This window comes from Vibrio qingdaonensis (assembly GCF_026191675.1).
Lineage (GTDB): Bacteria > Pseudomonadota > Gammaproteobacteria > Enterobacterales > Vibrionaceae > Vibrio > Vibrio qingdaonensis.
Genome location: NZ_JAKRRY010000003.1, coordinates 188,495 through 213,638, shown reverse-complemented (window position 1 = coordinate 213,638; position 25,144 = coordinate 188,495). Strand labels below are relative to the sequence as shown.

Annotated in this window: 22 protein-coding genes; 8 read left to right on the top strand and 14 right to left on the bottom strand. The window is 45.4% G+C overall.

Annotated elements, in window-relative coordinates; translation table 11 throughout:
* Positions 1-7 precede the first annotated feature (7 nt).
* From deoC to MD535_RS04525, 3 genes are all read right to left on the bottom strand, one after another.
* Complete coding sequence (deoC, locus tag MD535_RS04535) at positions 8-784, bottom strand: deoxyribose-phosphate aldolase (protein ID WP_265673740.1); 777 nt, start codon at positions 782-784, stop codon at positions 8-10.
* A 430-nt stretch (positions 785-1,214) separates the two neighbouring features.
* On the bottom strand, positions 1,215-2,480 hold the full coding sequence (locus MD535_RS04530; protein ID WP_265673739.1) for a NupC/NupG family nucleoside CNT transporter: 1,266 nt from the start codon (positions 2,478-2,480) through the stop codon (positions 1,215-1,217).
* Positions 2,481-2,685: 205 nt separating this feature from the next.
* Positions 2,686-3,561, bottom strand: coding sequence for a TatD family hydrolase (locus MD535_RS04525; RefSeq protein WP_390902885.1), 876 nt, complete (start codon positions 3,559-3,561; stop codon positions 2,686-2,688).
* A 389-nt stretch (positions 3,562-3,950) separates the two neighbouring features.
* Here MD535_RS04525 and MD535_RS04520 point away from each other — a divergent pair, with 389 nt between their 5' ends.
* The 4 genes from MD535_RS04520 (at position 3,951) to MD535_RS04505 (ending at position 8,889) form a co-directional block, all read left to right on the top strand.
* On the top strand, positions 3,951-4,946 hold the full coding sequence (locus tag MD535_RS04520) for a BMP family lipoprotein (protein WP_265673737.1): 996 nt from the start codon (positions 3,951-3,953) through the stop codon (positions 4,944-4,946).
* 267 nt (positions 4,947-5,213) lie between these two features.
* Positions 5,214-6,800, top strand: coding sequence for an ABC transporter ATP-binding protein (locus tag MD535_RS04515; RefSeq protein ID WP_265673736.1), 1,587 nt, complete (start codon positions 5,214-5,216; stop codon positions 6,798-6,800).
* Positions 6,797-7,921 (top strand): ABC transporter permease, encoded by a 1,125-nt coding sequence (locus MD535_RS04510; RefSeq protein WP_250615683.1) that lies wholly within the window; start codon positions 6,797-6,799, stop codon positions 7,919-7,921. The genes MD535_RS04515 and MD535_RS04510 overlap by 4 nt, the downstream gene beginning before the upstream one ends.
* A gap of 2 nt (positions 7,922-7,923) precedes the next feature.
* Positions 7,924-8,889 carry an ABC transporter permease gene (locus MD535_RS04505; RefSeq protein WP_265673735.1) on the top strand — a complete coding sequence of 322 codons (966 nt, stop codon included), beginning with the start codon at positions 7,924-7,926 and terminating at the stop codon, positions 8,887-8,889.
* Between the two features lie 98 nt (positions 8,890-8,987).
* Here the strand turns inward: MD535_RS04505 and prfC are convergent, their stop codons facing one another.
* Both prfC and MD535_RS04495 read right to left on the bottom strand, forming a co-directional pair.
* On the bottom strand, positions 8,988-10,574 hold the full coding sequence (gene prfC / locus MD535_RS04500) for a peptide chain release factor 3 (RefSeq protein ID WP_265673734.1): 1,587 nt from the start codon (positions 10,572-10,574) through the stop codon (positions 8,988-8,990).
* A gap of 263 nt (positions 10,575-10,837) precedes the next feature.
* Positions 10,838-11,962, bottom strand: a complete 1,125-nt coding sequence (locus tag MD535_RS04495) for a BamA/TamA family outer membrane protein (RefSeq protein WP_265673733.1) — start codon at positions 11,960-11,962, stop codon at positions 10,838-10,840.
* Positions 11,963-12,456: 494 nt separating this feature from the next.
* Between MD535_RS04495 and MD535_RS04490 the strand changes: the two genes are divergently transcribed.
* Positions 12,457-14,070, top strand: a complete 1,614-nt coding sequence (locus MD535_RS04490; RefSeq protein ID WP_265673732.1) for a transmembrane adenylate cyclase — start codon at positions 12,457-12,459, stop codon at positions 14,068-14,070.
* 139 nt (positions 14,071-14,209) lie between these two features.
* Here MD535_RS04490 and MD535_RS04485 read toward each other — a convergent pair whose 3' ends face one another.
* From MD535_RS04485 to ubiT, 7 genes are all read right to left on the bottom strand, one after another.
* Positions 14,210-14,647 (bottom strand): hypothetical protein, encoded by a 438-nt coding sequence (locus MD535_RS04485; RefSeq protein WP_265673731.1) that lies wholly within the window; start codon positions 14,645-14,647, stop codon positions 14,210-14,212.
* A gap of 15 nt (positions 14,648-14,662) precedes the next feature.
* Positions 14,663-15,430, bottom strand: coding sequence for an SDR family NAD(P)-dependent oxidoreductase (locus MD535_RS04480; protein WP_265673730.1), 768 nt, complete (start codon positions 15,428-15,430; stop codon positions 14,663-14,665).
* Positions 15,431-15,663: 233 nt separating this feature from the next.
* Positions 15,664-16,464 carry a hypothetical protein gene (locus MD535_RS04475; RefSeq protein ID WP_265673729.1) on the bottom strand — a complete coding sequence of 267 codons (801 nt, stop codon included), beginning with the start codon at positions 16,462-16,464 and terminating at the stop codon, positions 15,664-15,666.
* Positions 16,465-16,674: 210 nt separating this feature from the next.
* Positions 16,675-17,133 (bottom strand): ribosomal protein S18-alanine N-acetyltransferase, encoded by a 459-nt coding sequence (rimI, locus tag MD535_RS04470; RefSeq protein WP_265673728.1) that lies wholly within the window; start codon positions 17,131-17,133, stop codon positions 16,675-16,677.
* Complete coding sequence (locus MD535_RS04465; protein WP_265673727.1) at positions 17,126-17,554, bottom strand: DNA polymerase III subunit psi; 429 nt, start codon at positions 17,552-17,554, stop codon at positions 17,126-17,128. Before MD535_RS04465 ends, rimI begins: the two co-directional genes overlap by 8 nt.
* 223 nt (positions 17,555-17,777) lie before the next feature.
* A complete protein-coding gene (locus MD535_RS04460; RefSeq protein WP_265673726.1) occupies positions 17,778-18,293 on the bottom strand; it encodes a GNAT family N-acetyltransferase in 516 nt (171 codons plus the stop codon).
* Positions 18,277-18,804, bottom strand: coding sequence for a ubiquinone anaerobic biosynthesis accessory factor UbiT (gene ubiT / locus MD535_RS04455; RefSeq protein WP_265673725.1), 528 nt, complete (start codon positions 18,802-18,804; stop codon positions 18,277-18,279). The genes MD535_RS04460 and ubiT overlap by 17 nt, the downstream gene beginning before the upstream one ends.
* A 179-nt stretch (positions 18,805-18,983) precedes the next feature.
* Between ubiT and MD535_RS04450 the strand changes: the two genes are divergently transcribed.
* The 3 genes from MD535_RS04450 (at position 18,984) to MD535_RS04440 (ending at position 23,188) form a co-directional block, all read left to right on the top strand.
* Positions 18,984-21,023 (top strand): sensor domain-containing protein, encoded by a 2,040-nt coding sequence (locus MD535_RS04450; RefSeq protein ID WP_265673724.1) that lies wholly within the window; start codon positions 18,984-18,986, stop codon positions 21,021-21,023.
* A 264-nt stretch (positions 21,024-21,287) separates the two neighbouring features.
* Positions 21,288-22,301, top strand: coding sequence for a ubiquinone anaerobic biosynthesis protein UbiU (gene ubiU, locus MD535_RS04445; protein WP_265673723.1), 1,014 nt, complete (start codon positions 21,288-21,290; stop codon positions 22,299-22,301).
* A 14-nt stretch (positions 22,302-22,315) separates the two neighbouring features.
* Positions 22,316-23,188: a U32 family peptidase gene (locus MD535_RS04440; protein WP_265673722.1), complete on the top strand. Its 873-nt coding sequence runs from the start codon at positions 22,316-22,318 to the stop codon at positions 23,186-23,188.
* Positions 23,189-23,271: 83 nt separating this feature from the next.
* On the opposite strand, the gene MD535_RS04435 is transcribed toward MD535_RS04440, so the two are convergent.
* Together MD535_RS04435 and MD535_RS04430 are read right to left on the bottom strand one after the other, a co-directional pair.
* Positions 23,272-24,609, bottom strand: a complete 1,338-nt coding sequence (locus MD535_RS04435) for an MATE family efflux transporter (RefSeq protein ID WP_265673721.1) — start codon at positions 24,607-24,609, stop codon at positions 23,272-23,274.
* A 47-nt stretch (positions 24,610-24,656) separates the two neighbouring features.
* A complete protein-coding gene (locus tag MD535_RS04430) occupies positions 24,657-25,067 on the bottom strand; it encodes a MarR family winged helix-turn-helix transcriptional regulator (RefSeq protein ID WP_265673720.1) in 411 nt (136 codons plus the stop codon).
* Between the last annotated feature and the right edge of the window lie 77 nt (positions 25,068-25,144).

The window sequence follows — 25,144 nt, the reverse complement described above, 5'->3', positions numbered from 1 at the left end:
CGTTAGATTAGTATGCAGATGGATCTGCAGTTTCGTCTGTTACTTCTAATGTATTAAGGAGGTTGGTTAGCAGGCTTGATGCACCAAAACGGTAGTGCATGTTATCTGCCCAATCCGCGCCTAGGATATCGTCGGCCATTGCAAGGTATGCTGCTGCATCTTCTGCTGTGCGAACACCACCAGCAGGCTTAAAGCCAACCGTTTTTGCTACGCCCATATCACGAATCACTTCTAGCATCATGCGCGCATATTCTGGCGTTGCGTTAACCGGTACTTTACCCGTTGAGGTTTTGATGAAGTCAGCACCTGCCTTGATACAGATTTCTGACGCTTTCTTGATGAGTGCTTCTTCTTTCAGCTCACCGGTTTCGATGATCACTTTAAGAAGGATGTCACCACACGCTTCCTTACATTGCTTAACCAACTCGAAGCCTACTTCTTCGTTGCCAGTCATCAGTGCTCGGTAAGGGAAAACGACGTCCACTTCGTCTGCACCGTAAGCAACCGCCGCTTTTGTTTCAGCAACAGCGATAGCAATATCATCATTACCGTGTGGGAAGTTAGTCACAGTAGCAATACGAACATCCGGCGTACCTTGTTCACGAAGCGTTTTCTTCGCAATTGGTACAAAACGTGGATAAATACAAACTGCTGCTGTATTCCCCACTGACGTTTTCGCGTCATGACACAACGAGATCACTTTTGCATCCGTGTCATCTTCGTTAAGTGTGGTTAGATCCATCAGTTTAAGTGCACGTAAAGCTGCTGCTTTTAAATCGCTCATTTCTATCTCCGGTCAATATATTCAATTAATTATCTGACACGCGGTCAGCAATAAATGAACGGACTTGGTTCCTTGAAGACTCGGCGCTTCGCGCCAATCGCTTTCCTTGTCGCCGCACAGTACCAGTTCGTATTAGTCCAACCGATTGATTTAAGGTGGAGAACCAGTTCTGGGCTAAGTAGATAACCATCAAACATGGTTATCTACTGAGTAGCCTATACAGTATAGAACTCTTCCTCAAAACGGTAGTCACGAATAATACGCAAACGGTTTGTATCTCAAAAAAATCCGTCTCTTTTCCCTTCATGCCTTACATGGTAGGGATTTGGGGGTTTCTTGCCCCCCAAAAAACAAAAAAGCCCCGCAGCAATCTCTTGCTACGGGGCGATTTATTGTGGCGTCTATATACTAAATAACCTTCGGCTAACAGTTACATTGCCGCAAGGCTAAGACAGAAGCCAGCAATCGTTGCTGCCATCAAGTTAGATAGCGTACCAGCGATAACCGCTTTCACACCCATGCGAGCGATATCACCGCGACGCTTAGGCGCCAAGCTGCCTAGACCACCTAGTAGAATCGCGATAGAAGAAAGGTTCGCGAAACCACAAAGTGCAAATGAGATGATTGCTTTGGTCTTGTCAGAAAGAACGACAGGCGCAGCTTCAGTTAGGTAAGGTGCAAAGTTTGCAAACGCTACAAATTCGTTAGCAACGGTTTTCATACCGATGAACTCACCAGCAACAACCGCTTCTTCCCATGGCACACCAATAAGGAATGCAAGAGGAGCAAATACCCAACCAAGTAGCAATTCAAGGCGCAGTTCAGGCATACCGAACCAACCACCAACGCCACCAAGCATACCGTTCACAAGTGCGATAAGGCCGATGAATGCGATTAGCATTGCACCAACGTTAAGTGCTAGCTGAAGACCCGCTGACGCGCCGCCTGCTGCTGCATCGATAACGTTAGCTGGTTTGTCATCGCCTTCTGCTTCCATGTCATGAAGCTGATCGATTGGCTCGTCAGTTTCAGGTTTCATGATTTTAGCAAACAATAGACCACCAGGTGCTGCCATGAATGACGCTGCTACCAAGTACTCAATTGGCACGCCCATAGAAGCGTAACCCGCAAGAACACCACCAGCGATAGACGCTAGACCACCACACATTACTGCGAATAGTTCTGATTGAGTCATCTTTGGTACAAAAGGACGAACAACAAGAGGGGCTTCAGTTTGACCAACGAAAATGTTTGCTGCTGCAGACATCGATTCCGCACGAGATGTGCCTAGTGCTTTTTGTAAGCCACCACCAAGAATCTTGATTACCCATTGCATAATACCTAGGTAATACAATACAGAAACTAACGCAGAGAAGAAGATAAGTGTTGGTAATACACGGAATGCGAAGATGAAGCCACCGCCACCGAAGACCTCAAACATCTTGCCTGACACAAGACCACCGAATAGGAATGAAGAACCATCATTACCGTAATTGATGACGTTAGAGATAGCGTCTGATACACCGCGAAGTACTTCTTGTCCCCATGGAACGTAAAGAACGAATGCACCGAGTAAAAATTGGATAGCAAAAGCGCCACCCACCGTTCTGATATTAATAGCTTTGCGGTTATCTGATAATAATACTGCGATACCGATCAGTACTACCATTCCAACCAGGCTCATAAACAGGCTCATGGTTTATGACTTCCTTATATTTAATTATTTGGCGTGTAATAAAAATTGAAGCTCAAAAGCGGGGGCGATTATACAAACCCTCAGAAAAGAAAGTAGTACCCCCTTCACACTTTCGTCCTCAACACATAAGACGTACATGTCATTTTGCGACACAGATCACAAGTCAACTCTGTAACAAAACTTAATTTAACAATTACAGGTAACTTTAGTCACAAATAAAAAACAGCGATTTGCTATTATTTTGGAGTTGTGACGTAACCGTTTGCGCACTTTCACTTCGCAGCATGATAAGAGTTGATAGGGTCAACTTCAGCATTTCCGGCTTATTGATAGCGCCCTGATAACCACTTAATGGCATATCAGGTGCGTCAGTTTCGATTAATAAGTATTCAAGTGGAAGCTTCGAGATGGTGTCACGAGTCTTCTTAGCGCGTTCATAAGAAATGACGCCACCAACCCCTATATAGATGCCTAATTTTATATATTCCATCGCTTGCTGGTAGCTGCCACTAAAACCATGGATCACTCCACCATATATGGGAGCCGTTTTTCTTAGTAACGCCATCATGTCTTGGTGCGCTTTTCGACAATGCAAAATAACTGGGAGCTTGGCTTTATTCGCCAGTAATATATGCTCACGTAAGATCTGCTTTTGCTGCTGTTTCACGAGTTCAACATCACAGTCTTGACCTAAATGATAAAAATCTAATCCGCACTCGCCGATTGCAACACATTTATTAGGCAAGCCTCGCGCTTGGACGAACACCTGTTTTAATCGTTCAATACTGGCAGAAGACACGCCTGATAAAAATAAAGGATGGAAGCCAAGGGCATAGTAAATATCGGAATGTTGCTGTGCTAGCTGCGCGATGTCAGTCCAGTTTTCTTCATTGATTCCTGGGACGATTATGCCCTCTACCCCTGCGGCTCTCGCGCCCTCTAGTACATCAGCAAGATCGGTTTTCGCCGCGATGAGGTCTAAGTGACAGTGAGTATCAATCATCGTTCGCGGGATCTTTTCTATACGGTGTGCAGCGACGTTTGTTTTCCGGTATAAGCCCCATAGACTGGCACCAGTCATCGTATTTTTTTAACCAAACACGCAGCCATTTACACATAAATAAAACTCTCTCTATAACGGAATAAACACACAGTAAAAAAGCGATAAACATACCAACGAGCAAATGTAATCGATTGCAAGTTAATCTACCAGACCCCTTGTTACGCAAAGGATAGCCAATAGTTAGAGTTTTATCACTAAGTTGTGATTCAACACTCATTGCTGTGATAGAAGCGGTTTTTTTTCAATCAAGCAAACGATAAAATGTTTCGTACTGTTTGTAAATTAAACAAAGCATGAGGCTGCGTTATTTACAAACGTTTAATTTCCAGCCTCTAACCACAGCGTTAGCCGGGTCTATTGATTCATCAATGGTACCCCCATTATCTGACACCACAAGGGAACTGAACGTGAAAAAAACTATTCTAAAACTCTCCGCACTTGCAGTGGCGGTCTCGTCTTTCAGCGTATTCGCAGCAAAACCAGCCGTTGTTTATGATACAGCAGGTAAATTCGACAAATCGTTTAATGAAGCCGTTTTTCAAAATGGTGTTAAACCTTTCAATGCCGACAAAGGCATTAAAGTACGTGAATTCGAACCTCAAAATGAAGCACAACGCGAACAAGGTCTACGCCGTCTTGCCAGCCGCGGGTTCACTCCCATCGTTGCAGTAGGTTTTAATATGGCTTCTGCTGTAGAGAAAGTCGCAACAGAGTTTCCTGACATTCAGTTTACTATCATCGATATGGTCGTCGACAAGCCAAACGTTCAATCTATCGTGTTCAAAGAGCATGAGGGTTCTTTCCTCGTGGGTGCACTGGCTGCTAAGGCCTCTAAAACGGCCAAAGTTGGTTTTGTAGGCGGAATGGACATTCCACTGATTCGTAAGTTTGAATGTGGTTATCGCCAAGGCGCACAATACGCTAACCCTAAAATCGAAACTTTCCAGAATATGACAGGTTCAACACCGGCTGCGTTTGCTGATCCAGCTAAAGGCTCCGAGCTTGCTAAATCTCAGTTCTCTAAAGGGGTTGATGTTATCTACGCCGCTGCAGGCGGAACTGGGATGGGGGTGTATCAGGCGGCAAAAGATGGCGGTAAATTTGCTATCGGTGTGGACTCAAACCAAAACCACTTACAACCTGGCACCATGTTAACGTCGATGGTGAAAAAGGTGGGCGTTGCCGCCTATAACTCATGGGATGAAGCTGAGAAAGGATCATGGGAAGCGGGCATCAAGGTACTCGGTCTTAAAGACGGGGCGGTTGAATGGGCATACGATGATAACAACAAAGATCTCATTACTGCGGAAATGAAAGCGTATCTCGATGAGCTACAAGCGCAAATTATTGCCGGTGATATCAAAGTCCACGACTACATGTCAGACAATACCTGTAATTACTAAGTACCGCCAACAAGCTGCATTTACGGCTAGGCTTTCAGCCTAGCTCAAGCTCTACGCCACTGCCTAAAACACAGTGGCGTATCACACACCCAACACCCCATGATCATCTTCAATAACGACAATCTATAAACTTAGAAGTAATCTATAAACTTAGAAGCAACCTATAAACTTAGAAGCAACCAATAAAATAAAAACGACATTTAAGTAATTAGCAGGGAATCATTAGCGAGCAATTCACATCGCTAATTCAATATAAGGCAGTATCTCGTGACACAAGGACAACCTATTGCCATAGAACTCAAAGACATCAATAAACGTTTTGGCGCCGTTCATGCCAATCGTGACATTGATCTTCGAGTTCCCAAGGGCACTATTCACGGTATTATCGGTGAAAACGGCGCCGGCAAATCGACGTTAATGAGCATTATTTACGGCTTTTATCATGCCGATGAAGGTGCGATGTGGGTTAATGGCCAGCCATATAAGCCCGCCAATTCACAAGAAGCGATCCAATCAGGGATTGGTATGGTGCATCAACACTTTATGTTGGTCGAGACCTTCTCTGTTCTCGAGAATATTGTGCTCGGCGCAGAAGATGGTTGGAAGCTAGAAGAAAGCCTAGGAAAGGCCCGTAAAAAACTCAAAGCACTGGCGAAAGACTACGGTCTTGATGTCCCAATTGATGCTATCGTTGGCGAATTGCCTGTCGGTCTTCAGCAACGAGTCGAAATTCTCAAAGCCCTATATCGTGGCGCTAAAATACTCATCCTTGATGAACCCACTGGGGTATTAACGCCGCAAGAAGCGGATCATCTATTTCGCATTCTAGACAAACTGAGAGCACAAGGTACAACCATCATGATCATCACGCATAAACTGCGTGAAGTGCTCGCAATTACCGATAACATCTCAGTGATGCGACAAGGTACGATGGTGGAGCACGTCACCACGGCAAATACCAATAAAGAACAATTAGCCGAATTTATGGTCGGTCGTAAAGTTCGCCTCAAAGTCGACAAACACTCCTCAAACCCGAAAAAACAGCTGATTACTGTCGATAACCTGCAATATTTTGATGACGCCGGTGTAGAGCGGGTGAAACGCGTCAGCTTTGGCGTTAGGCAAGGTGAAGTAGTCGGTATTGCTGGGGTGTCTGGAAATGGTCAGTCTGAAATTCTTGCTCTCTTATCTGGTATTTTGCAACCTCATTCGGGGTCCATACACATTAACAACAGCACCATTGATAAGCTGAACCCACTCAACCCTCAGGAAGTACGGGCGATTGGCGTCGGGCATATTCCTGAAGATCGTCACAAGCAAGGGCTCATCAACAAATTTGAAGCCCAAGAGGCTTATATCCTCGGCTATCACCACCTTCCCCAATACAACAAAGGATTGCTGCAGGATAAGCAAGCGATTAAAGCACACTGTCAAACCAGTATGGACAAATGGGACGTTCGCCCAAACGACACGACACTGAAAACCGCCAACTTCTCTGGTGGTAACCAACAAAAACTCGTGATTGCTCGTGAGATGGAACAAAATCCAGATGTTCTGCTCGTTGGGCAGCCTACACGTGGGGTCGATATTGGCGCAATCGAATACATCCACCAGCAAATTATCGCGGCTCGAGATGAAGATAAAGCCGTACTTTTAGTCTCGGTTGAACTGGATGAAATCCTTAGCCTCGCCGATCGAATTTTGGTGGTCTTTGATGGCGCGATTGTCGGCGAAGTCTCCATTGATGATGCCGATGAACAAACACTAGGGTTAATGATGGCCAATATTATGCCGGAACACTTACAGCAAAAAGCAGTGGCTTCCGGCCAAGGACAACAAGGAGAGACGTCATGAGCCAAGCCAAAGTACCCGCTTGGGTAACCATGGCACTATTGCCCGCCATCAATGTCATGGTCGCGTTTCTCGTGTCTGCGCTGTTATTTATCTATATCGACATCAGCCCAATTGATGCGGCAAAAGTCATGTGGACTGGCGCATTTGGTTATGCCGAAGGGTTTGGCTACACCATGTACTACGCGACGGGCTTTATTTTCACAGGGCTTGCGGTCGCCGTTGCCTTCCACGCCGGGCTTTTTAATATTGGGGGGGAAGGACAAGCCTATATTGGCGGGCTCGGTGTGGGGCTGGTGTGCTTAACGTTGGGTGAATACGCGCCTTGGTATATTACCTTCCCTGTGGCCATTTTAGCGGGCGGTCTGTTTGGTGCAGCTTGGGCGTTTATTCCTGCCTATTTACAAGCGAAACGCGGCTCACACATTGTTATCACAACTATCATGTTTAACTTTATCGCGGCCTCATTCATGGCGTATTTATTGGTAGAGGTGCTCAAGCCAGACAATACCATGGCAACAGAGAGCCGGGTATTTGCGGTGAGCAGCTGGCTTCCCAAAATGCATGAGATATTGGCGGTGTTCGGAATCGAAATGGCACCGAGCCCAATGAATTTGAGCTTTATTTTTGCCCTACTTTGTTGCGTCTTTGTGTGGCTATTTATGTGGCACTCTCGCTGGGGCTATGAAGTTCGCTCAGTCGGCGCTAACCCTTCAGCAGCAGGCTATGCTGGTATTAAGTACAGCAAGACTATCATTATTACCATGCTGATCTCTGGTATGCTTGCCGGATTTTTTGGCCTTAACGTACTACAAGGCGAACTGCACCAAATAAAACTTAACTTTGTCGAAGGCTTTGGCTTTACTGGCATTGCCGTTGCGCTTATGGGAAGAAATCATCCTATTGGTGTTTTACTGGCCAGCTTGCTCTTTGGCTTTCTCTATCAAGGTGGTGCTGAGCTGAGTTTTGAATATGGCGTGGACCGTAACATCGTCGTGGTGCTGCAAGGCTTAGTGATTTTATTCTCTGGTGCGCTCGAGCACATGTTTAGACCCTCACTGGAAAGGACCTACCTCAAACTCTTTTCTAAACCCAATATTGACGCTGAGAAGGGAGTCGCTTAATTATGTTTGAAACGATTATTCTCATGCTAGACGCCACATTACGCGTGGCAACACCGCTGATCCTTGCATCACTGGCCGGAATGTTCTGTGAACGTTCAGGGATCGTCAACATTGCTTTAGAAGGTAAACTACTGGCAGCTGCGTTCGCGGGAGCGGCCACCGCTCATGTCACAGGTTCTGCTTGGCTTGGGCTATTCGCTGGGATCGGCGTATCGGTTTTGTTAGCCCTTCTTCACGGCTTTGCGTGTATTACCCATCGCGGCGATCAAGTGGTCAGTGGCATGGCGATCAACATTCTCGCTGCAGGGTTAACCATTACTTTGGGGCGTCACTGGTTCCAGCAAGGCGGTCAAACACCAGCACTATCTGGTGATGCTCGTTTTGCCCCCATTACCTTTCCAGGTGCCGATGCCGTCGCGGATATTCCTGTATTGGGTCACCTTTATTCGGAATTGATTAGTGGCCATTCGATCTTAGTCTACATGGTGGTCTTTATCGTTCCTGCTTGTTGGTACCTTCTGTTTAGGACGCGCTTTGGGCTTCGTCTACGCGCGGTCGGTGAATCCCCCTCAGCTGTCGATACTGCAGGTATTTCCGTGGTGCGTACACGCTATGCCGCCGTCGCAATTTGTGGCGTTCTGGTGGGTATTGGGGGAGTGTATCTCTCGGTTGCTCAAACGGCTCAGTTCATTCCAAACATGAGTGCCGGAAAAGGGTACATGGCATTGGCAGCGCTCATTTTTGGTAAATGGCGTCCGTTTACAGCAATGGGGGCTTGTTTGTTATTTGGTTTCTTAGACGCATTAGCCATTCGCATGCAGGGCGTCAAAATCGGTGACTTCCCTATTCCGGTTCAAGCCATCGAAGCAATACCTTACATACTCACCGTGTTCCTGTTAGCAGGGTTCATTGGCAAGGCCGTCGCACCAAAAGCAATTGGCGTGCCTTATACCAAAGAACGCGAATAAGATGACAAAAGCGCGCGAGTAAGAGCGCGCTAGCTTATAAGCATAAAAAAACAGGCATAAAAAAACCGCTCAATGAGCGGTTTTTTTTAACTAGATGTTTAGTGTTCACGTGTCGCGCGGAACGTCACATCAGGGAAGCGCTCTTGCGCTAAGTTTAGATTGACCATCGTTGGGGCGACATAACTGAGGTTATCACCGCCATCCAATGCCAAGTTTTGCTGACTCTTACGCTTAAACTCTTCCAGTTTCTTCGCATCATCACACTCAACCCAACGTGCCGTTGCCACGTTGACACTCTCATAGATGGCTTCTACGTTGTACTCAGCCTTCAAGCGTGCAACAACAACATCAAACTGGAGCACACCTACCGCACCAACGATCAAATCGTTGTTTTGCAGTGGACGGAAAACTTGTACCGCGCCTTCTTCAGAAAGCTGAACTAAACCTTTCAGCAACTGTTTTTGCTTTAGAGGATCGCGTAGACGAATACGACGGAATAATTCTGGTGCAAAGTTTGGAATACCAGAGAACTTCAAATTCTCACCTTGTGTAAAGGTATCACCAATTTGAATCGTACCGTGGTTATGCAGGCCAATAATATCGCCAGCGTACGCTTTCTCTGCGCGAGAACGATCACCCGCCATAAAGGTTACCGCATCCGAAATACTCACATTTTTGCCAGTACGAACATGGTTCATCTTCATACCTTGATTGTAAGTACCAGACACAATACGCATGAAGGCGATACGGTCGCGGTGTTTCGGATCCATGTTGGCTTGGATCTTAAAGACGAAGCCAGAAAACTTCTCTTCCGTTGCTTCCACATCACGCTCATTAGCTTGACGAGTTTGCGGCCCTGGAGCCCATTCAGTTAGGCCATCTAGCATATGGTCAACACCAAAGTTACCCAGTGCTGTACCAAAGTAAACTGGCGTTAATTCACCGGCAAGGAATAGGTCTAAATCAAACTCAGGACACGCACCAATAACAAGCTCTAGTTCTTCACGCACGCTTTCCGCTAGATCTTCACCAACTGCAACGTCAAGTTCAGGGTTATCAAGCCCCTTAATGATACGAACTTCTTGAATCTCATGACCATGGCCAGATTCGTATAAGATGGTTTCGTCACGGTGAATGTGATACACGCCTTTAAATTCTTTACCACAACCAATTGGCCATGAGATTGGCGCACAAGCCATACCAAGCTCGCTTTCCACTTCATCTAACACTTCCATTGGATCACGAACATCACGGTCAAGTTTGTTCATAAAGGTCACGATAGGAGTGTCACGTAGACGCGTCACTTCCATCAATTTACGCGTACGGTCTTCGACACCCTTAGCGGCATCAATCACCATCAAGCAAGAATCGACAGCGGTTAATGTACGGTAGGTATCTTCCGAGAAATCTTCGTGTCCAGGGGTATCTAGAAGGTTAACCAGGCAGTCGTTATATGGAAACTGCATCACCGATGTCGTGACCGAGATGCCACGTTCTTTTTCCATTTCCATCCAGTCAGACTTAGCGTGCTGGTTAGAGCCGCGACCTTTTACAGTACCCGCTTTTTGAATTGCGTTTCCGAACAAAAGTACTTTTTCGGTAATCGTGGTTTTACCCGCATCCGGGTGAGAAATGATTGCAAACGTTCTACGTTTAGACACTTCTTGCTGAAATTGATTTGACATGTATCTCGATCTTCTTGATTTGTAGAACAGCTAACTGCAGGCACGGTAAACCGTGCGAGGCTATTCGAAGGCGTCGATAAAATAATGGGCGCTATTTTCACCGATCTGGCAGGGTTTCTCAATGAATACTTTCTCAAAGCCGCCCTTTATAAACAAATCACCCTCTTAGGCATGCTATCGCACTATCTTCTCGCACGATAAGGTGACGAATCAAGAGCTCTCAGCTATACAACCCAACTATCCTTGTCCACTATCACTATTAATTACAGTGCCCAAGCGTGGCCAACGGTTATGTAATACGCCCACTCTTCTGGCCCTTTTGCCACATCCACACCAGCACGCATATTGAGCTGTCGAGCGACTAAGTAACGAAAGCCACCGCCCACAACAGATTGATAATCAGCGTCTGAAAAGTCTTGCCCATCATCGATGGCTTTTCCTGTCCCTGTAAAGCCAATTAACGACCATCTTGGTGTAATGTCATAACGTGCTTCGAGTTCCATTAGCGCCATATCATCACCTTGATAGCGCATTGCTGGGATACCTCGCATATTAATAAACGGTCTTGCGTAATAAGGGGCGTCATCAGTGACCGTTTGATAATCACCACGCAAGCCAATCACGACATCATTTAGGATCGGCGCAAAATAGTTGGCCTGCAGTCTGGATTTACGATACGACACATCGCCACCAAATGCTTGATCGTGAAAGTCAGTACTGAGTTTCGCTTTGAGGCCATCATTAGGAGTAAAGATAGAATCTCGACTATCGTAGGTCACCTTAAGTTCAACCGCAGCATCTTTGAGGTCAAAATTTATCGGCGGCAGTTGAATCAGATCATTGCCTAAATCGAACGTACTCTTGGAAGAAAGGAGGGAATATTTTGCACCAATAAACCAATCACTCCCGGCAAGGCGATAGTCGATATCTTGCATAAAATACAAGCCATCAATATTGAAATCCAAGGGAGCATCTAGTACATAGTATTTTAAGTTAAAAGAACCATAAAATAATCCGCCTTGATATCGCCAAGTATCTTCTTGCCAAGACCCAAAGTGAAATGCCCCAGTTAACCATGAGCCATTCGAAGTACCAGCCGCAGCGACCGCCGTCACACTCGGTGGCAAACCTACGACTTCATCTGGGTTTTCTTTTCTTTGTCGTTCGCGCTCTTCTGATTCATGGAAGAACATTAATGCAGCCCCTCCCCCAGTTCCAACTGCAGGGTCGGTAATGATAATTGGGACAGGCATAAACCCCACCGCGTTATCTAGTACCCAAGCACTGGCGTCAAACATGCCATCCTTAGGATCAATAAACTGATCAAAAGCCAATAATGAAGAACTCATGAAAGCACAGCTGATCGCCGTTAATGCTCGTATTTTCACAGACACCTCCGTGTGAATGCCGATATGAACTCATAATAATAGTAAGGCGTATAAGCTGCGCGTAAATAACTCACTAACATCCAGTAAAGTCTGTTGATTACCTAACTATAGCCAAATGTCACGCCCCCCGACAGCCGCACATTGTTTGCTAATTGTTACTTAAAAATGTCAATATTGACAATGAATTACTCGTCATCTCTCTCTTTTATTAACGAAAAAATCAAGACGAAACACCAAACCATTCGATTTTTACATATAAATATCGTTTCTTTTTGCCAAGTATCGACCAGAGTCAGGCTTAAGCTAATTAAGGAAGTTTTCTCGATAACTGCTAACATTAGAAATAGATTCATTTGAGTTCAGTCTTACTCCATCCATTAGGATTTCAGTTACATTAAAGAGTGCTTTACCTAGCAAAACAGTGAACTCATTACTATTTTTAGCGGTCTTATAGTGGCAAAATAGGCAACTCACAAAAGAAGAGAGTCGATACTGTGTCAGAACAAGCTCCACTAGATATTCGCATTGAAGAAAATCAAACCCGAGTGAAAGATCAGCTTAATCGAATTCTTTCAAGTAAGGCGTTTGATCAAAGCCCAAAAATGAAAGAACTGCTGACTTTTGTCGTGGAGCAGACTTTGGCGGGCAATGGCGATCGCTTAAAACAATTTACTATTGCGACTGAAGTGTTCGATCGTGATGCGGAGTTTGATCATCAGGCCGACCCTATTGTGCGTATACAAGCTGGTCGTGTAAGACGCACACTAGAAACCTATTACCTCACAGAAGGGGTGAATGACCCTCTGTTTCTAGCGATCCCTAAAGGTCGCTACAGCCCAGTATTTACACCACAAACACCCCAAGCTGTGAGACAAACGGCAACGTTGGCCCAAATGGCGCGAGACAACCAGCGAGCACTAAGCCCAACCATTACAGTACTGCCGTTTTTATCCCTGTCTGATGACGCTGAAAAACGTTTTTTTGCTGAAGGCTTTGGGGAAGAACTCGCCACCGAACTGGCACGTTTTGACATGCTTAAGGTCGTCTCAATGCACGCACTTGGCGATACCAGTATCGACCCAAGGACCTCTGCCGATGTAAAAGGTTTAGGCGAAGAGCTGGGCGTATCTTTCATTACTTCAGGGACAATGCAGGCGCTAGGTAACAAAATTCGCATCTACGCCAAGCTCTACCGCACCGATAGCGGTGAGCAAGTGTGGGCAGAAAAGTACACTTGCGATCTCAACACTGACGACTTGTTTGCTGTCCAAGATGAAATCATTGCCGAGGTTGTTGCCGAGCTCGCATCCAGTTTCGGGATCATCCACCGCGAGATTTATCAAAGCTGCAACCAAAAAAAGATCGAGCACCTATCAACCTACGAAGCAACGCTTCGCTACCGTCACTACTTAATGACGCTGTCTGAAGATACTCACCAACTGGCAACACAAGCCTTACTAAGCGCCGTTGAGCGCGAGCCCTATATTGCCTTGTTACATGCCATGCTCGCCGTACTCTATTTTGATGCGGATATGCTAGGAATGGGCAATGCTGACAATGCCGAGGAAACCGGACTTAGCTACGCCAAACGTGCGGTAGAACTCGAGCCTACCAATCAAGAGTCACAGATTGCTATGCTGATGGCTCATCAGGTTAGAGAAGATATTAACGGCATCATTGATACTGTTGACAAAGTCTTAGCCATTAACCCTAACGCCGCTTATCAAATTGGTTTGTGTGGCTGGGCATTATGTATGGCTGGCGAGTTTGAGCGCGGGCTTAAGCTCATTGACGATTCAAAGGCACTCAACCCGTTTAGACCACCGTGGTTTTCCATCGCGACCGTGGTTCATCAAATCATGCAAGATAATTATGATGATGCAGAAAAGTCAGTGAGCAATCTTTCGCTTAGACGTTTATTTTGGGTGCCGATGCTTAAAGCGATTATTCAAGTTCAAAAAGGCGAGTTCAAACAGGCTCAAGCTAGCTATAAAGAAATGTTGCAACTTCGACCTGACTTTGAAGGAAACGAGGCTCGTTACTTAGGTGCCTTTATTGCTAGTCCAGAGATCAAGCATAAGCTATTAACGTCGCTAGCTCGACTGTAGCGCCATCAAATAACACGGTATACTGACTGTGAATTAAATAAAAAAAGAGAGCATTCGCTCTCTTTTTTTTATTCTTTTATCCAACTCACCTAGCACTCACGTTTGCCCTTAACGCAGTCACCGCAAGAATAGTCATTATTTAATCGTAGAGTGCATCATCATAGTCATCGTACTCGTCATCCAAATACTCTTCTTCGAGATATTCTTCCTCAATGATCTCTTCTTCGATAATCTCTTCTTCTAGGTACGCTTCTTCAACATACTCTTCAGCAATATATTCTTCCGCTATAATCTCATCTTCAACAATAACATCAGTCGCCACTTCGCAAGCACCCTCATAGTAAGCGCCATCAACCGCGCCACCTACCGCTCCTGCTCCACCACCTATGATAGCACCGGCTTTCGCCCCTTGAGAACCGTCAACAATACCGCCAACAACCGCGCCAGTTATCGCACCATCAACGGCACCCACTATCGCCCCCTCAGCGGTTTGATCGCAGTAATACGCAAAACTTGGTGCGCTGAGCAGCGAGACCAATAATGCACACAGCAAAGTAACATTCATTTTTTCTTTCATTACATCTTATTCCTATTATTGGGCGAGCTGGTTATAGGCTTCAATACTCATTCCAGCACTAAAGCCACCATCTACGCCGACAGCTTGACCATTTACAAAGCTACTATCTTGTGACGCAAGAAAGTGAATAACGGCAGCCACCTCTTCTGGCTGACCGATACGACCAAGCGGCACGGCTCGTTGCTCCATTCGCAACTGGGGCTCGCCGCCTGCGGCGTGCGCTCTTGGCGTATCAACCGAGGTCGGACAGACCGCATTGACACGTATTTGTTTACTGCCTAGTTCCAGCGCCGCCGTTTTGGTAATTCCCAATACCGCCCACTTAGAACTAGCCAGCGCACCTAAATAAGGAACTCCGGATGTCCCTGCGACCGAAGCAACATTAATGATGCTTGAATTTAATGGCATGTAAGGTACCGCATGTTTAATAGCAAGTGCTGTACCTAGGGCATTCACTGAATAGTTCGCATCATACTCCGCCTTTTTTGACTCCATGATCGTGCTATAGCCATTAGTAGAACCCGCGCAGTTCACCAAGACATCGATGCGCCCAAAGTGCTCAAAGGTAATCGCCATTAATTCACTTAGCGAAATCTCATCAGTGACATCAACATCGATATATAACGCCTCCAGAGAGTCCACGTTAGAGGCTACCGCATCCAGCCCTGCGATAACTAAACGTCCTCCCGCGGCGTGTAGTCGCTTAGCTGTTGCCTCGCCAATGCCAGACGTACCACCAATGATGACAATTATTTTATCTTCTAAGTGAAATGGCATTGCCATAAGTGCTTCCTCTCGTTAACGCATAATCGTTCATGCTAGATACTACCTAACTGAGTCAATCAATCGCAGTTACAAACTTGGATCGATCCAGTAACAAGGGAGAAAAAAAAGAAGGGAATCAAAGAGGAGAGAAACAAAACATAAGGCTTCCATGCCTTATTGGAACGGTTAACGGTCCAGTAACGTACTTATTGAAAAGTACTCATCGTTACATCGTCATAGGCGAGTAGCCTTTAGAAGAACCACGTAGCACCGATGCGAACTTCGCGGTTACCATCAAGATGCTTCATACGAGATTCACCACCGGCTTTAAAGAAATGCTCTGAATACGTTACGTTACCCCAAACACTGCCATCTGATGAAAGTGGTACGCCACCTTCCATCATCATTTCCAATGATTGTTCATTTTGACCAAATGCGTTTTCATAATTAGCGTACTGAGGGTTAACCGTAATGTATGACCCTTTCTCTGTTAGGTAGAAAGAGTTAAACCAGTTAGCTTGCCAACCATTGCCTGACTTACCATTATCGTATGAGTTACGCATAACCGCTACGTTAGGGTAAGAAACCCAAGATTCGAACGGAGTAATAACCTTAGCAACGGCACCGACAGCAACCGTATTGTTCGCGCCTGCATCTTTCGCTACCCAGTTGTTAGCGTAATCAATGTAGTCTAATGAAAAACCAACCTCTGGTAATAACTCAAAACCTGTTGCATGAACTTGGAAGTAACGAGCACGAACACGAGACATACCGAAGTCTGACGATTTACCGTTCTTTTTATCAGCATCAACGTTGGTTTGAAAATCACCTTCTAATTGAGCAAGGTAGCCGATCTCTTCAGTGTACGATCCCGCCATGTTAAGTTGTAGACGGGTTAACCCATCTTTACCTTTTGCGCCAGAGTCGACTTTTAGATAAGTTTGTGGACGAGTCACGTCAGCAGGATCATTCGTTTGCTCTTCTGCCGCTTGAGCAGTAAAAGTTAAGGCGCTAAGCACGCTAAGTGTTAGAACGGAACATCGCTTCATCATTTATTCCCATGATTATCAATAATTAATGGGGAGTATGAAGACTAAGTAAAAAAATCGAAGTAACTCAGGGTAATGTAACCTATTAGAATTGCGGGTAAGACGAGACTTCATCAATACGAAATGAAAATGGTTTCTGAGATTTTAATAAGGGAGAAGTTAATAAAAAAGACGGCCCAGCGAGGCGAGAAACCTCGCAGGGCAGATAAACCGCTACATACCAAACATGAAGTAATAGCTCATAATAATGCCGTCTTCGCGACCGCCATCTGTTGGATAGTAATCTTTTCGACGATCGACTTCATTAAAGCCTTCATCTAAATACAGCTTCATCGCCGACTGATTGCTTTCTCGAACTTCAAGCCATGCACTTTCCGCTTCGCAGCTCTGGCACTGTTCAAGAAAATGCCCTAAGAGTGCACGACCAAAACCTTTACGTTGCTGATTTGGCGCGATCGCGATATTCAGTAACGATACTTCGCCGACTATGTTTTGGGCATAAAAATAGCCGACCACTTCCCCATCAACCAACATGACGCTATTTTGCGCGCCTCGCCCATTGATTTCTTCAATCATGGATGCCTTCCATGGATGAGAGTGCGCTTGTAACTCGATAGCGAGTACCGCCGCTACATGCTCTTTAGCAAGCGGGGCAAATTCAAAATTACGCATAAGAACGGATCTGATTCCAAAGGGCTCGTCTCTCTGCATCATTACCATCAATACTCGATAGTAAAGGAGAGACCAATTGATTACATTGAATTGAACGTTGCGCTAATAATTGCTGATAACGCTCATTTTCATATTCTGCACCGGAAAACCACAACCATTTAGGCAACGCTGACGTGTCTAAATGGATAAGTTGCTCAGGATATATATGCTGCGTGTTCGCCATCTCAAGCTTCATCGCTTTAAGGATTTTCTGGTAGAACAGCGCCGTTTCATTTTCAGGCTGAATGGGAGAAATAAACAGCAACTCACACCTGTCTGGCAAACTCAGTGTTTGCTCGGGTAAAATCGCAAGTCTTTCCGGGTGAGCAAGTGCCCAAGTTTGAATCCCCATCAACTGCAGCTTTACGCTATCTCTTACCATGATGTAATACCATTATCTGAGCTACCGTATAGAGACGTTCGTCCGTCATCGGCGCTGAAAAAGAAGAGACGAAGTTTAACAAAGCTACCCGCGATCACCAAACGTAAATACGCGAGTCACCTAACTGGGTGACTCGCGTATTTTATTCAACAGCATCACTCGTCACAACTAGTCTAGATTAACTAAAGCCCACATAACGATAGCAGCCTTAACCAAAGACGAATTATAACTCGTTAAACTCTGAGCAGTATTCCACCTGACCTTTACCTGCGCGATAAAGCGCCTTAAGCGGCTCTTCCGTCAATGAACGGGCTTGAAAGGCGCCTTCAGGAACTTCCCACTGACACTCTAAACCGTGCATAGCCGCAGATTGAAAACCAAACTTCCCATAGAAATTTGGATCGCCGAGTACCACACAAGCGGGGTAGCCTAGTTCAGGCAACGTTTCAAAAGCTTCACTTAGCAATGCACTTGCAATTCCTTGACCTTGATAGCCCTTGCTCACGGCTAATGGTGCTAATCCTTGCCAAGCATAGTCTTCACCATCAACCGTGACAGGCGTAAACAAGACATGACCGACGACTTCGCCGTCATCGGTACACGCCACTAATGAAAGCGTTAACTTACTGTTCTCTCTTAGAGACATCACTAAATTCGCTTCCGCTTCGCTTTCAAAGACAGATTTTAATAATCGATCAATCGTCAAAATATCAGATGGTGCTTCAGTTCGAATAAGCATGGGACGCCTCACTACGATTGGCGGGTGATTGTGTGCCTTTATAAACAAAATCGGCCAGATGGTTCAATGCGCTTAACATTGCTTTAGGCAATGCATCAAGATCGACGCTATCCATCAAATTTTTCACTTCAAGCCCTAACTCCGTATCCCCTTCGATACTGAGTCGACGTTGGAAAAATAACGTGTCTGGGTCTTCTTTTCTGCCAGCAATCAAAACCAAGTCGTTTAAATTACCACTAAAACTCACATCCTCTGTTTGAGGTTGCTCGGCAACCAGTAACTTTTCGTCCTCGTAGGAAATATACCAACTGAGGTTTAGATCACGAATATGAACTTTTAACCACTTCCCTTCAAGAAATTCAAAGTCACCATCTTCAAGTGATTCTTTAAAAACGGTTTTTAGTGCTTCAGACAATGCCATATTTTGAAATTTAGTTGGCAAAAAATGGACTGGAGATCGCAAAATTTGTGCTGCGTTTTTAACTAGTTGACTTCGAATCTTGTCTAACACGCGGTTTTTCCGTTAATTTATGCTTCAATTGCCTCATAATACGATATTCGCGCAAAAAAAATCCTGTTATGTGTCAAATATTTCTAGCTTTGGACTCTCCCCTTTTCTAACTGATTAATCACGGTTATAGTGTGGGGGTTACTGATATATAAGCTCTTCGGAGAACTGGTAGTACATTGATGTCATCCAAATCGTTAAAGGAATACTTCGCCAAGCTCACGTCCAATAGCCCGTTCTTTTTTGCTATTTTGGATGACGAACACCAATACTGTATGGTCAATGATCGGTATTGTGATGTTGCAGGACTGACCCATAGTGATCTGGTCGGCATGAACGATCAACAAATTCTAGGGGAACGGTTTTATTGCCAACTTAAGCCTTATTATGATCGCGCTCTATCTGGCGAGTCCATCGAAGCCGAGGTTACCCTCGATGAATCTGATGTAGAGTCGAGTCTACATTTTAGCGTTTCACCTATTTCTGTCGATGGTGTCATCGAAAATATCGTCTTCCACGCCATTGATACCTCAGAAAAACAAATACTCACACGCTCACTAGAAGAATCCGAAAGCAAATTTCTCAAACTATCACGACTGATCCCCGATGGGCTGTTGCTGGTTGAAGATGATTGCATCCTATCCGCAAACCCTGCGGCGGCGCGCTTATTTGGCTATTCTTCCCCAACCGATTTATTAAGCGAGCCGCTGAGTCGACTTCTGATCGATGAGAAAAGCAAAGCGCCCGTGAGTTTAAACCTGAGCTCGACCATTGATAGCAAACCCCTTCATTTCAGAACGAGCGATTACTGTGGTACGCAACGCCGTTTGGTCTTGCATGTGGATGACGCGAATCTCTTTGGTAACTGTGCGCATCTGATCCTCATCCAAGACATGGATGAAAAACCAAAACCGGTTTCGAAAGATAGCCATGAAGATGTCAATATCGATACGCTTACCAAGCTCTACAACCGGCTTGGTTTCACTCGTTGCCTTGACCACTTTATCGAGAAAAAAACGCCATTGATCATGCTCTACCTTGATCTGGACAACTTTAAGAATATTAACGACTCATTAGGACATCACATCGGTGACCGAGTGATTCAAGAAGTCTCGACAAGGCTAAAACGCCACCTACCGCAGCAAACCGTTCTGGCGCACCTCGGCGGCGATGAATTTGGGATAATTTTACCGGAACCCGAGGGCAGCAGCGCGGCGGATATGCTCGCAGAAAAAATCATTGAGCTGATCAACCAACCTTTTGACTTACACCACTTTAGTAAACGACTAGCCTGCTCCATTGGCAGCGTCACATACCCTAATGATGGGCATGACCCACGCATCTTGCTACAGAACGCCGACACAGCGATGTATGAAGCGAAAGCCCGTGGACGCAATAGGCTGATCAAGTTCAATGACCAAATGAACAAAGAAGCACGTATGCGACTTTGGTTAGAGATAGAATTGCAAAAAGCCCTAGCGCAAAATGGACTAGAAGTCTGGTATCAACCAAAAGTGAATGCCCGTGATTTCAGTATCAATGGTGCCGAGGCGCTGGTTCGCTGGAAGCACCCTGTCGAAGGTTATATTAGCCCTGCCTCTTTTATTCCAGTAGCGGAACAAGCAGGTCTCATTGAACACCTTGGTCGAGTAGTCATGCGCGATGTTTTCAATACGGTCAAACGCTGGAAACTACAGGGGATCTTACCGGGTCGGGTGGCGATTAACTTATCGCCAGAGCAATTTGGTAACCCTAAGCTTATTGACTACATGGAAAGACTGCTGCATACCACTGGACTTGACCCAAGCTGCATTACGTTTGAGCTGACAGAAAGTGCCGTAATGAGTAACAGTGAACATACCTTGCAAATGCTTGATGCGATAAAACGTTTGGGCTTTGCCTTGTCTATCGATGACTTTGGTACTGGGTACTCTTCGCTTTCTTATCTTGCCCACTTCCCTATTGATGAGCTTAAAATAGACCGAGCGTTCATTATGGATATTGATACGCTGCCCAAACAGCTTACCGTGATTGAGAACATTATTAACCTCGGTAAGTCACTAAACCTATCGGTTGTGGCCGAAGGGGTGGAAACTCGCCATCAAGCAACATTGCTTTCCAACCTCAACTGTCATTCGATTCAAGGATTTCACTTTCATCGCCCGCAACCTAAACATGAAGTCGAAGCCCTGTTTGCTCAGAATCGACGTCATCGCAATTAAACCATCAATAGTACTAGTGCAAACCCAGTAAGCACTAGTACTGTCAAACCCAAGTGCAATGGCGAGCACGTTGCTTACCTTACTTAACGACTTTTATTCACCCACGATACCCCGCTGTACTCTATCTATTGTTATTCGCCCTGTAAGTTTACCTCTTTGGTGTTAATTGCATGTTTATTAATGTAAACCTGCCTCACATCAAATTGGCCATTCATCTTTCTTCATAAAATGCCCGCCTATATAGGATAAACTGGTATTGAGCTTATGGAACTCTTATGCCCAGCAGGTAACTTACCTGCGCTTAAGACGGCAATAGATTGCGGCGCAGACGCTGTGTACATTGGATTTAAAGATGACACGAACGCTCGCCACTTTGCTGGATTGAACTTCACCGGAAAAAAACTCGAGCGCGCGGTGCAATATGTTCATGATCGTAATAAAAAAATCCACATCGCATTAAACACGTTTGCCCACCCAGATGGGTTTGAGCGTTGGACTAATGCCGTCGATCAAGCGGCTGAACTTGGCGTCGATGCCCTGATCGTTGCGGATATTGCGGTGCTCGATTACGCCGCTACCAAGTACCCTGATTTAGAGCTTCACTTGTCGGTTCAAGCATCTGCAACCAATACGGCTGCAGTCGACTTTTATCATCAAAATTTCAATGTTAAGCGTGTGGTATTGCCGCGCGTCCTATCTATCCACCAAGTGAAACAGCTATCGCGAAACATTACTTCAGAGGTCGAGCTTGAAGTATTTGCATTTGGCAGCTTATGTATCATGGCGGAAGGTCGCTGCTATTTGTCGTCTTACTTAACAGGTGAGTCACCAAACACCGTAGGCGCATGTTCTCCAGCCAAATATGTACGCTGGCAAGAAACAGAGACTGGGCTAGAGTCTCGTTTAAACGATATTCTCATTGATCGCTATGCCGCGGGTGAAAACGCTGGCTACCCAACCTTGTGTAAGGGACGATTTGAAGCCAATATCGATGGTGAGAGAAAGCGTTATCACGCCCTTGAAGAACCAACCAGTTTAAACACGCTCTCTATGCTTCCTGAGCTCTTTGCCGCTAACGTGTCATCGGTAAAAATTGAAGGGCGCCAACGCAGCCCTGCCTATGTAGAGCAAGTGACGCGCACATGGCGCGAAGCGATCGATCTTTATCAACGCGACCCACAGCATTACCAAGTAAAGCAAGCTTGGGATCAAGCGCTAGCCAATGTCTCAGAAGGGACGCAAACCACACTCGGCGCGTACCACCGCAAGTGGCAATAATCAGAGGTTAATTGATGAAATATGCACTCGGGCCACTCCTCTATTTCTGGCCAAAACAAGATGTAGAAAGCTTTTATGAGCAAGCAAAATCCAGTTCCGCAGATATCATTTACCTTGGGGAAACGGTTTGTTCAAAACGCAGAGAAATGAAAGCCACGCACTGGCTGGATGTGGCTAAATCGCTGTCTCAATCTGGTAAACAAGTCGTTATCTCCACCATGGCACTGTTAGAAGCGCCTAGTGAAGTGAGCATTATGAAGAGATACATCGACAATGGTGACTTTGCAATTGAGGCTAATGACGTATCCGCCATTCAACTTGCCAGTGAAAGTAACGTGCCGTTTGTCGTCGGTCCTGCGGTGAATACGTATAACGCCCGTACCCTTAAGCTATTTGCTAAACAAGGGATGACACGCTGGTGCATGCCAGTTGAGCTGTCTCGTGAATGGTTGGTGAATACCTTAAATCAGGCCGATGAAATGGGTATTCGTAATCAATTTGAAGTCGAAGTATTTAGCCATGGTTATATTCCCTTGGCTTATTCTGCACGCTGTTTTACGGCGAGAGCTGAAAATCGCGCCAAAGATGACTGCGAAACCTGCTGTATTAAGTACCCAACAGGGCTACAAGTCGAAAGCCAAGAAGGTCAATCGGTCTTTAACCTGAATGGTATTCAAACCCAATCCGGTTACGAGTACAACCTTATCAACGACCTTCAGTCGATGCAGGGGTTAGTCGATGTGGTTCGTTTGAGTCCTATTGGGGTGGATACGTTTTCTGAAGTTGAGCGCTTCCGCGCAAATGAAAATGGCAACAATCCTGCGCCCCGCTTAGATCGTCAATGTAATGGCTACTGGCACCACATTGCCGGACTTAACGTCCAATAAGCTATCTGATGCGCTTGTACTCAATCACAAGCGCATCATATTACCTTTCATTGATCTCTACTCACTTAACGCGCCATGAATACCTACGCCATCACTGGATCCGCATGCTCTTCACGTAGTAACCTGACATCCTTCCACATCATGTATACCACGACGATAGCGAGCGCCACATTCGAAATTGGATAAGCGATCCATATGCCCGTCACACCCCAAATCTTAGGCAGTACGTAAAGAAACGGCAGTTGCACTAACATGTTACCTAACGTCACAAACAGCGCTTTTTTACTCTTATTGATGGCTTGGTAATACGCGGCAGCGACCACTAAAAACCCATCTAAAAACATAGAGAACAAATGCAAACGAATGCCGAGAACCGTATTGTCTACTAACTCTGCGTCCCCTGAGTTAAAAATAGAGACCACTTCCAAAGGATACAGGTTAAGCAGCGTAACAAACGCCACACCACCAGCGACAGCGCTCAGCATCGCCACTTTAAAGAGTTTGCGCATATTGTCTTTACGACCGGCGCCAAAGTTATAGCTCAGCAATGGTTGCATTGCATTGGCGATTCCTTCCACAATTAAATAGTAGAAAGTAATGATGTAACCAAGAATCGCATACGCGCCAATCAAGACGACCGAACCATAGTCAGCAAATAATTTATTATGTATCGCTATCATAAATGAGCTGTATGCGAACATAAAAAAGCTGGCGAGACCAATTGAGAGCATTGGCGGCACCACATTATATTGAAATTTAAAATCTTTCAGCGTTAGACGCATATTAGCGCGACTAGAAAAAAAGTAAGCCACACCAAGAATGGTCACTACAGCCTGAGCAATCGCGGTGGCTAATGCCGCACCAGTCAGTTCCCATGCTAGAACCGCAATAAACAAATAGTCTAGGGCAATATTAATCACAGCACCGAGAATCATGAGCAACGTGGCAATGTTGGGGCTGTCGTCATTACGTAGTAAGAAAGGAACCGCAATCGATCCCAACGAAAAGACACTACCAATGATCAGTACATCCAAATACTGGATGCCAAGCTCCAGCATACGTCCCTGCGCACCTTGAATTTGCAACGCATAATCAGAGAAATTCCAAAGTACCACCGCAACCACAGGTCCTAAGCCCAACAATAACATCAAGCCCGTCGCCAATGTTTTCTTAGCCGACGCAATATTCCCTTCACCTTGTTTTATTGATGACAGCGCCCCCGCACCGACACCAATCATCATGCCAATACCTAAGATCACACTGATCACTGGCCATACAACATTAATTCCGGCTAATCCCTCACTCCCCATGTACTGCCCGATAAAGATACCATCGACCACCTGATAAAGGCCATTGACCAGCATGGCAGCAATAGTTGGGATAGCATAACGCCAAAACTGGCGATAAATTGATTGTTGCATTTTTTTACTCTCACTTTAGTTATTCAAGCTAACTAAATAGATAAATTTTAGGATAGCGCTTTGCGTAATAGTTGATTGAGTTGATCCGACTCTGATTCATCTAACTTTGCCCTTAGCTTCGTCGCGACAATGGCATAAATATGAGCTTCACTACTTAGTGGCACTCTTGATTTCTCCGTCAGTCGTACTCGCTTCGAACGAGCATCTTCCAAACACGCAATCCGTTCGACTAAGCCCTTTCGCTCTAATCGTTTTACCATATTCGTCGCGGAAGGCTTAGACACCTCAAGTTCAGTAGCTAAATCAGTTAAGCGAATAGGCTCAGCCGAGCTCTGGATCGCTTTAAGGTAGTCATATTCATTGAAACTTAGATGACCTAATGGATCTTCTTTACTATTGGTTCGCCATACTCGTGATGTTAACCGCTCTAGTTTCTCTATACTTGCTTCAATAGACATTCATACAATCCATTAATTAGCCAGGCTAACTAGTTTAAATGAATTGAAATCAGATCTCAAGAGACAAAAAAACCAGC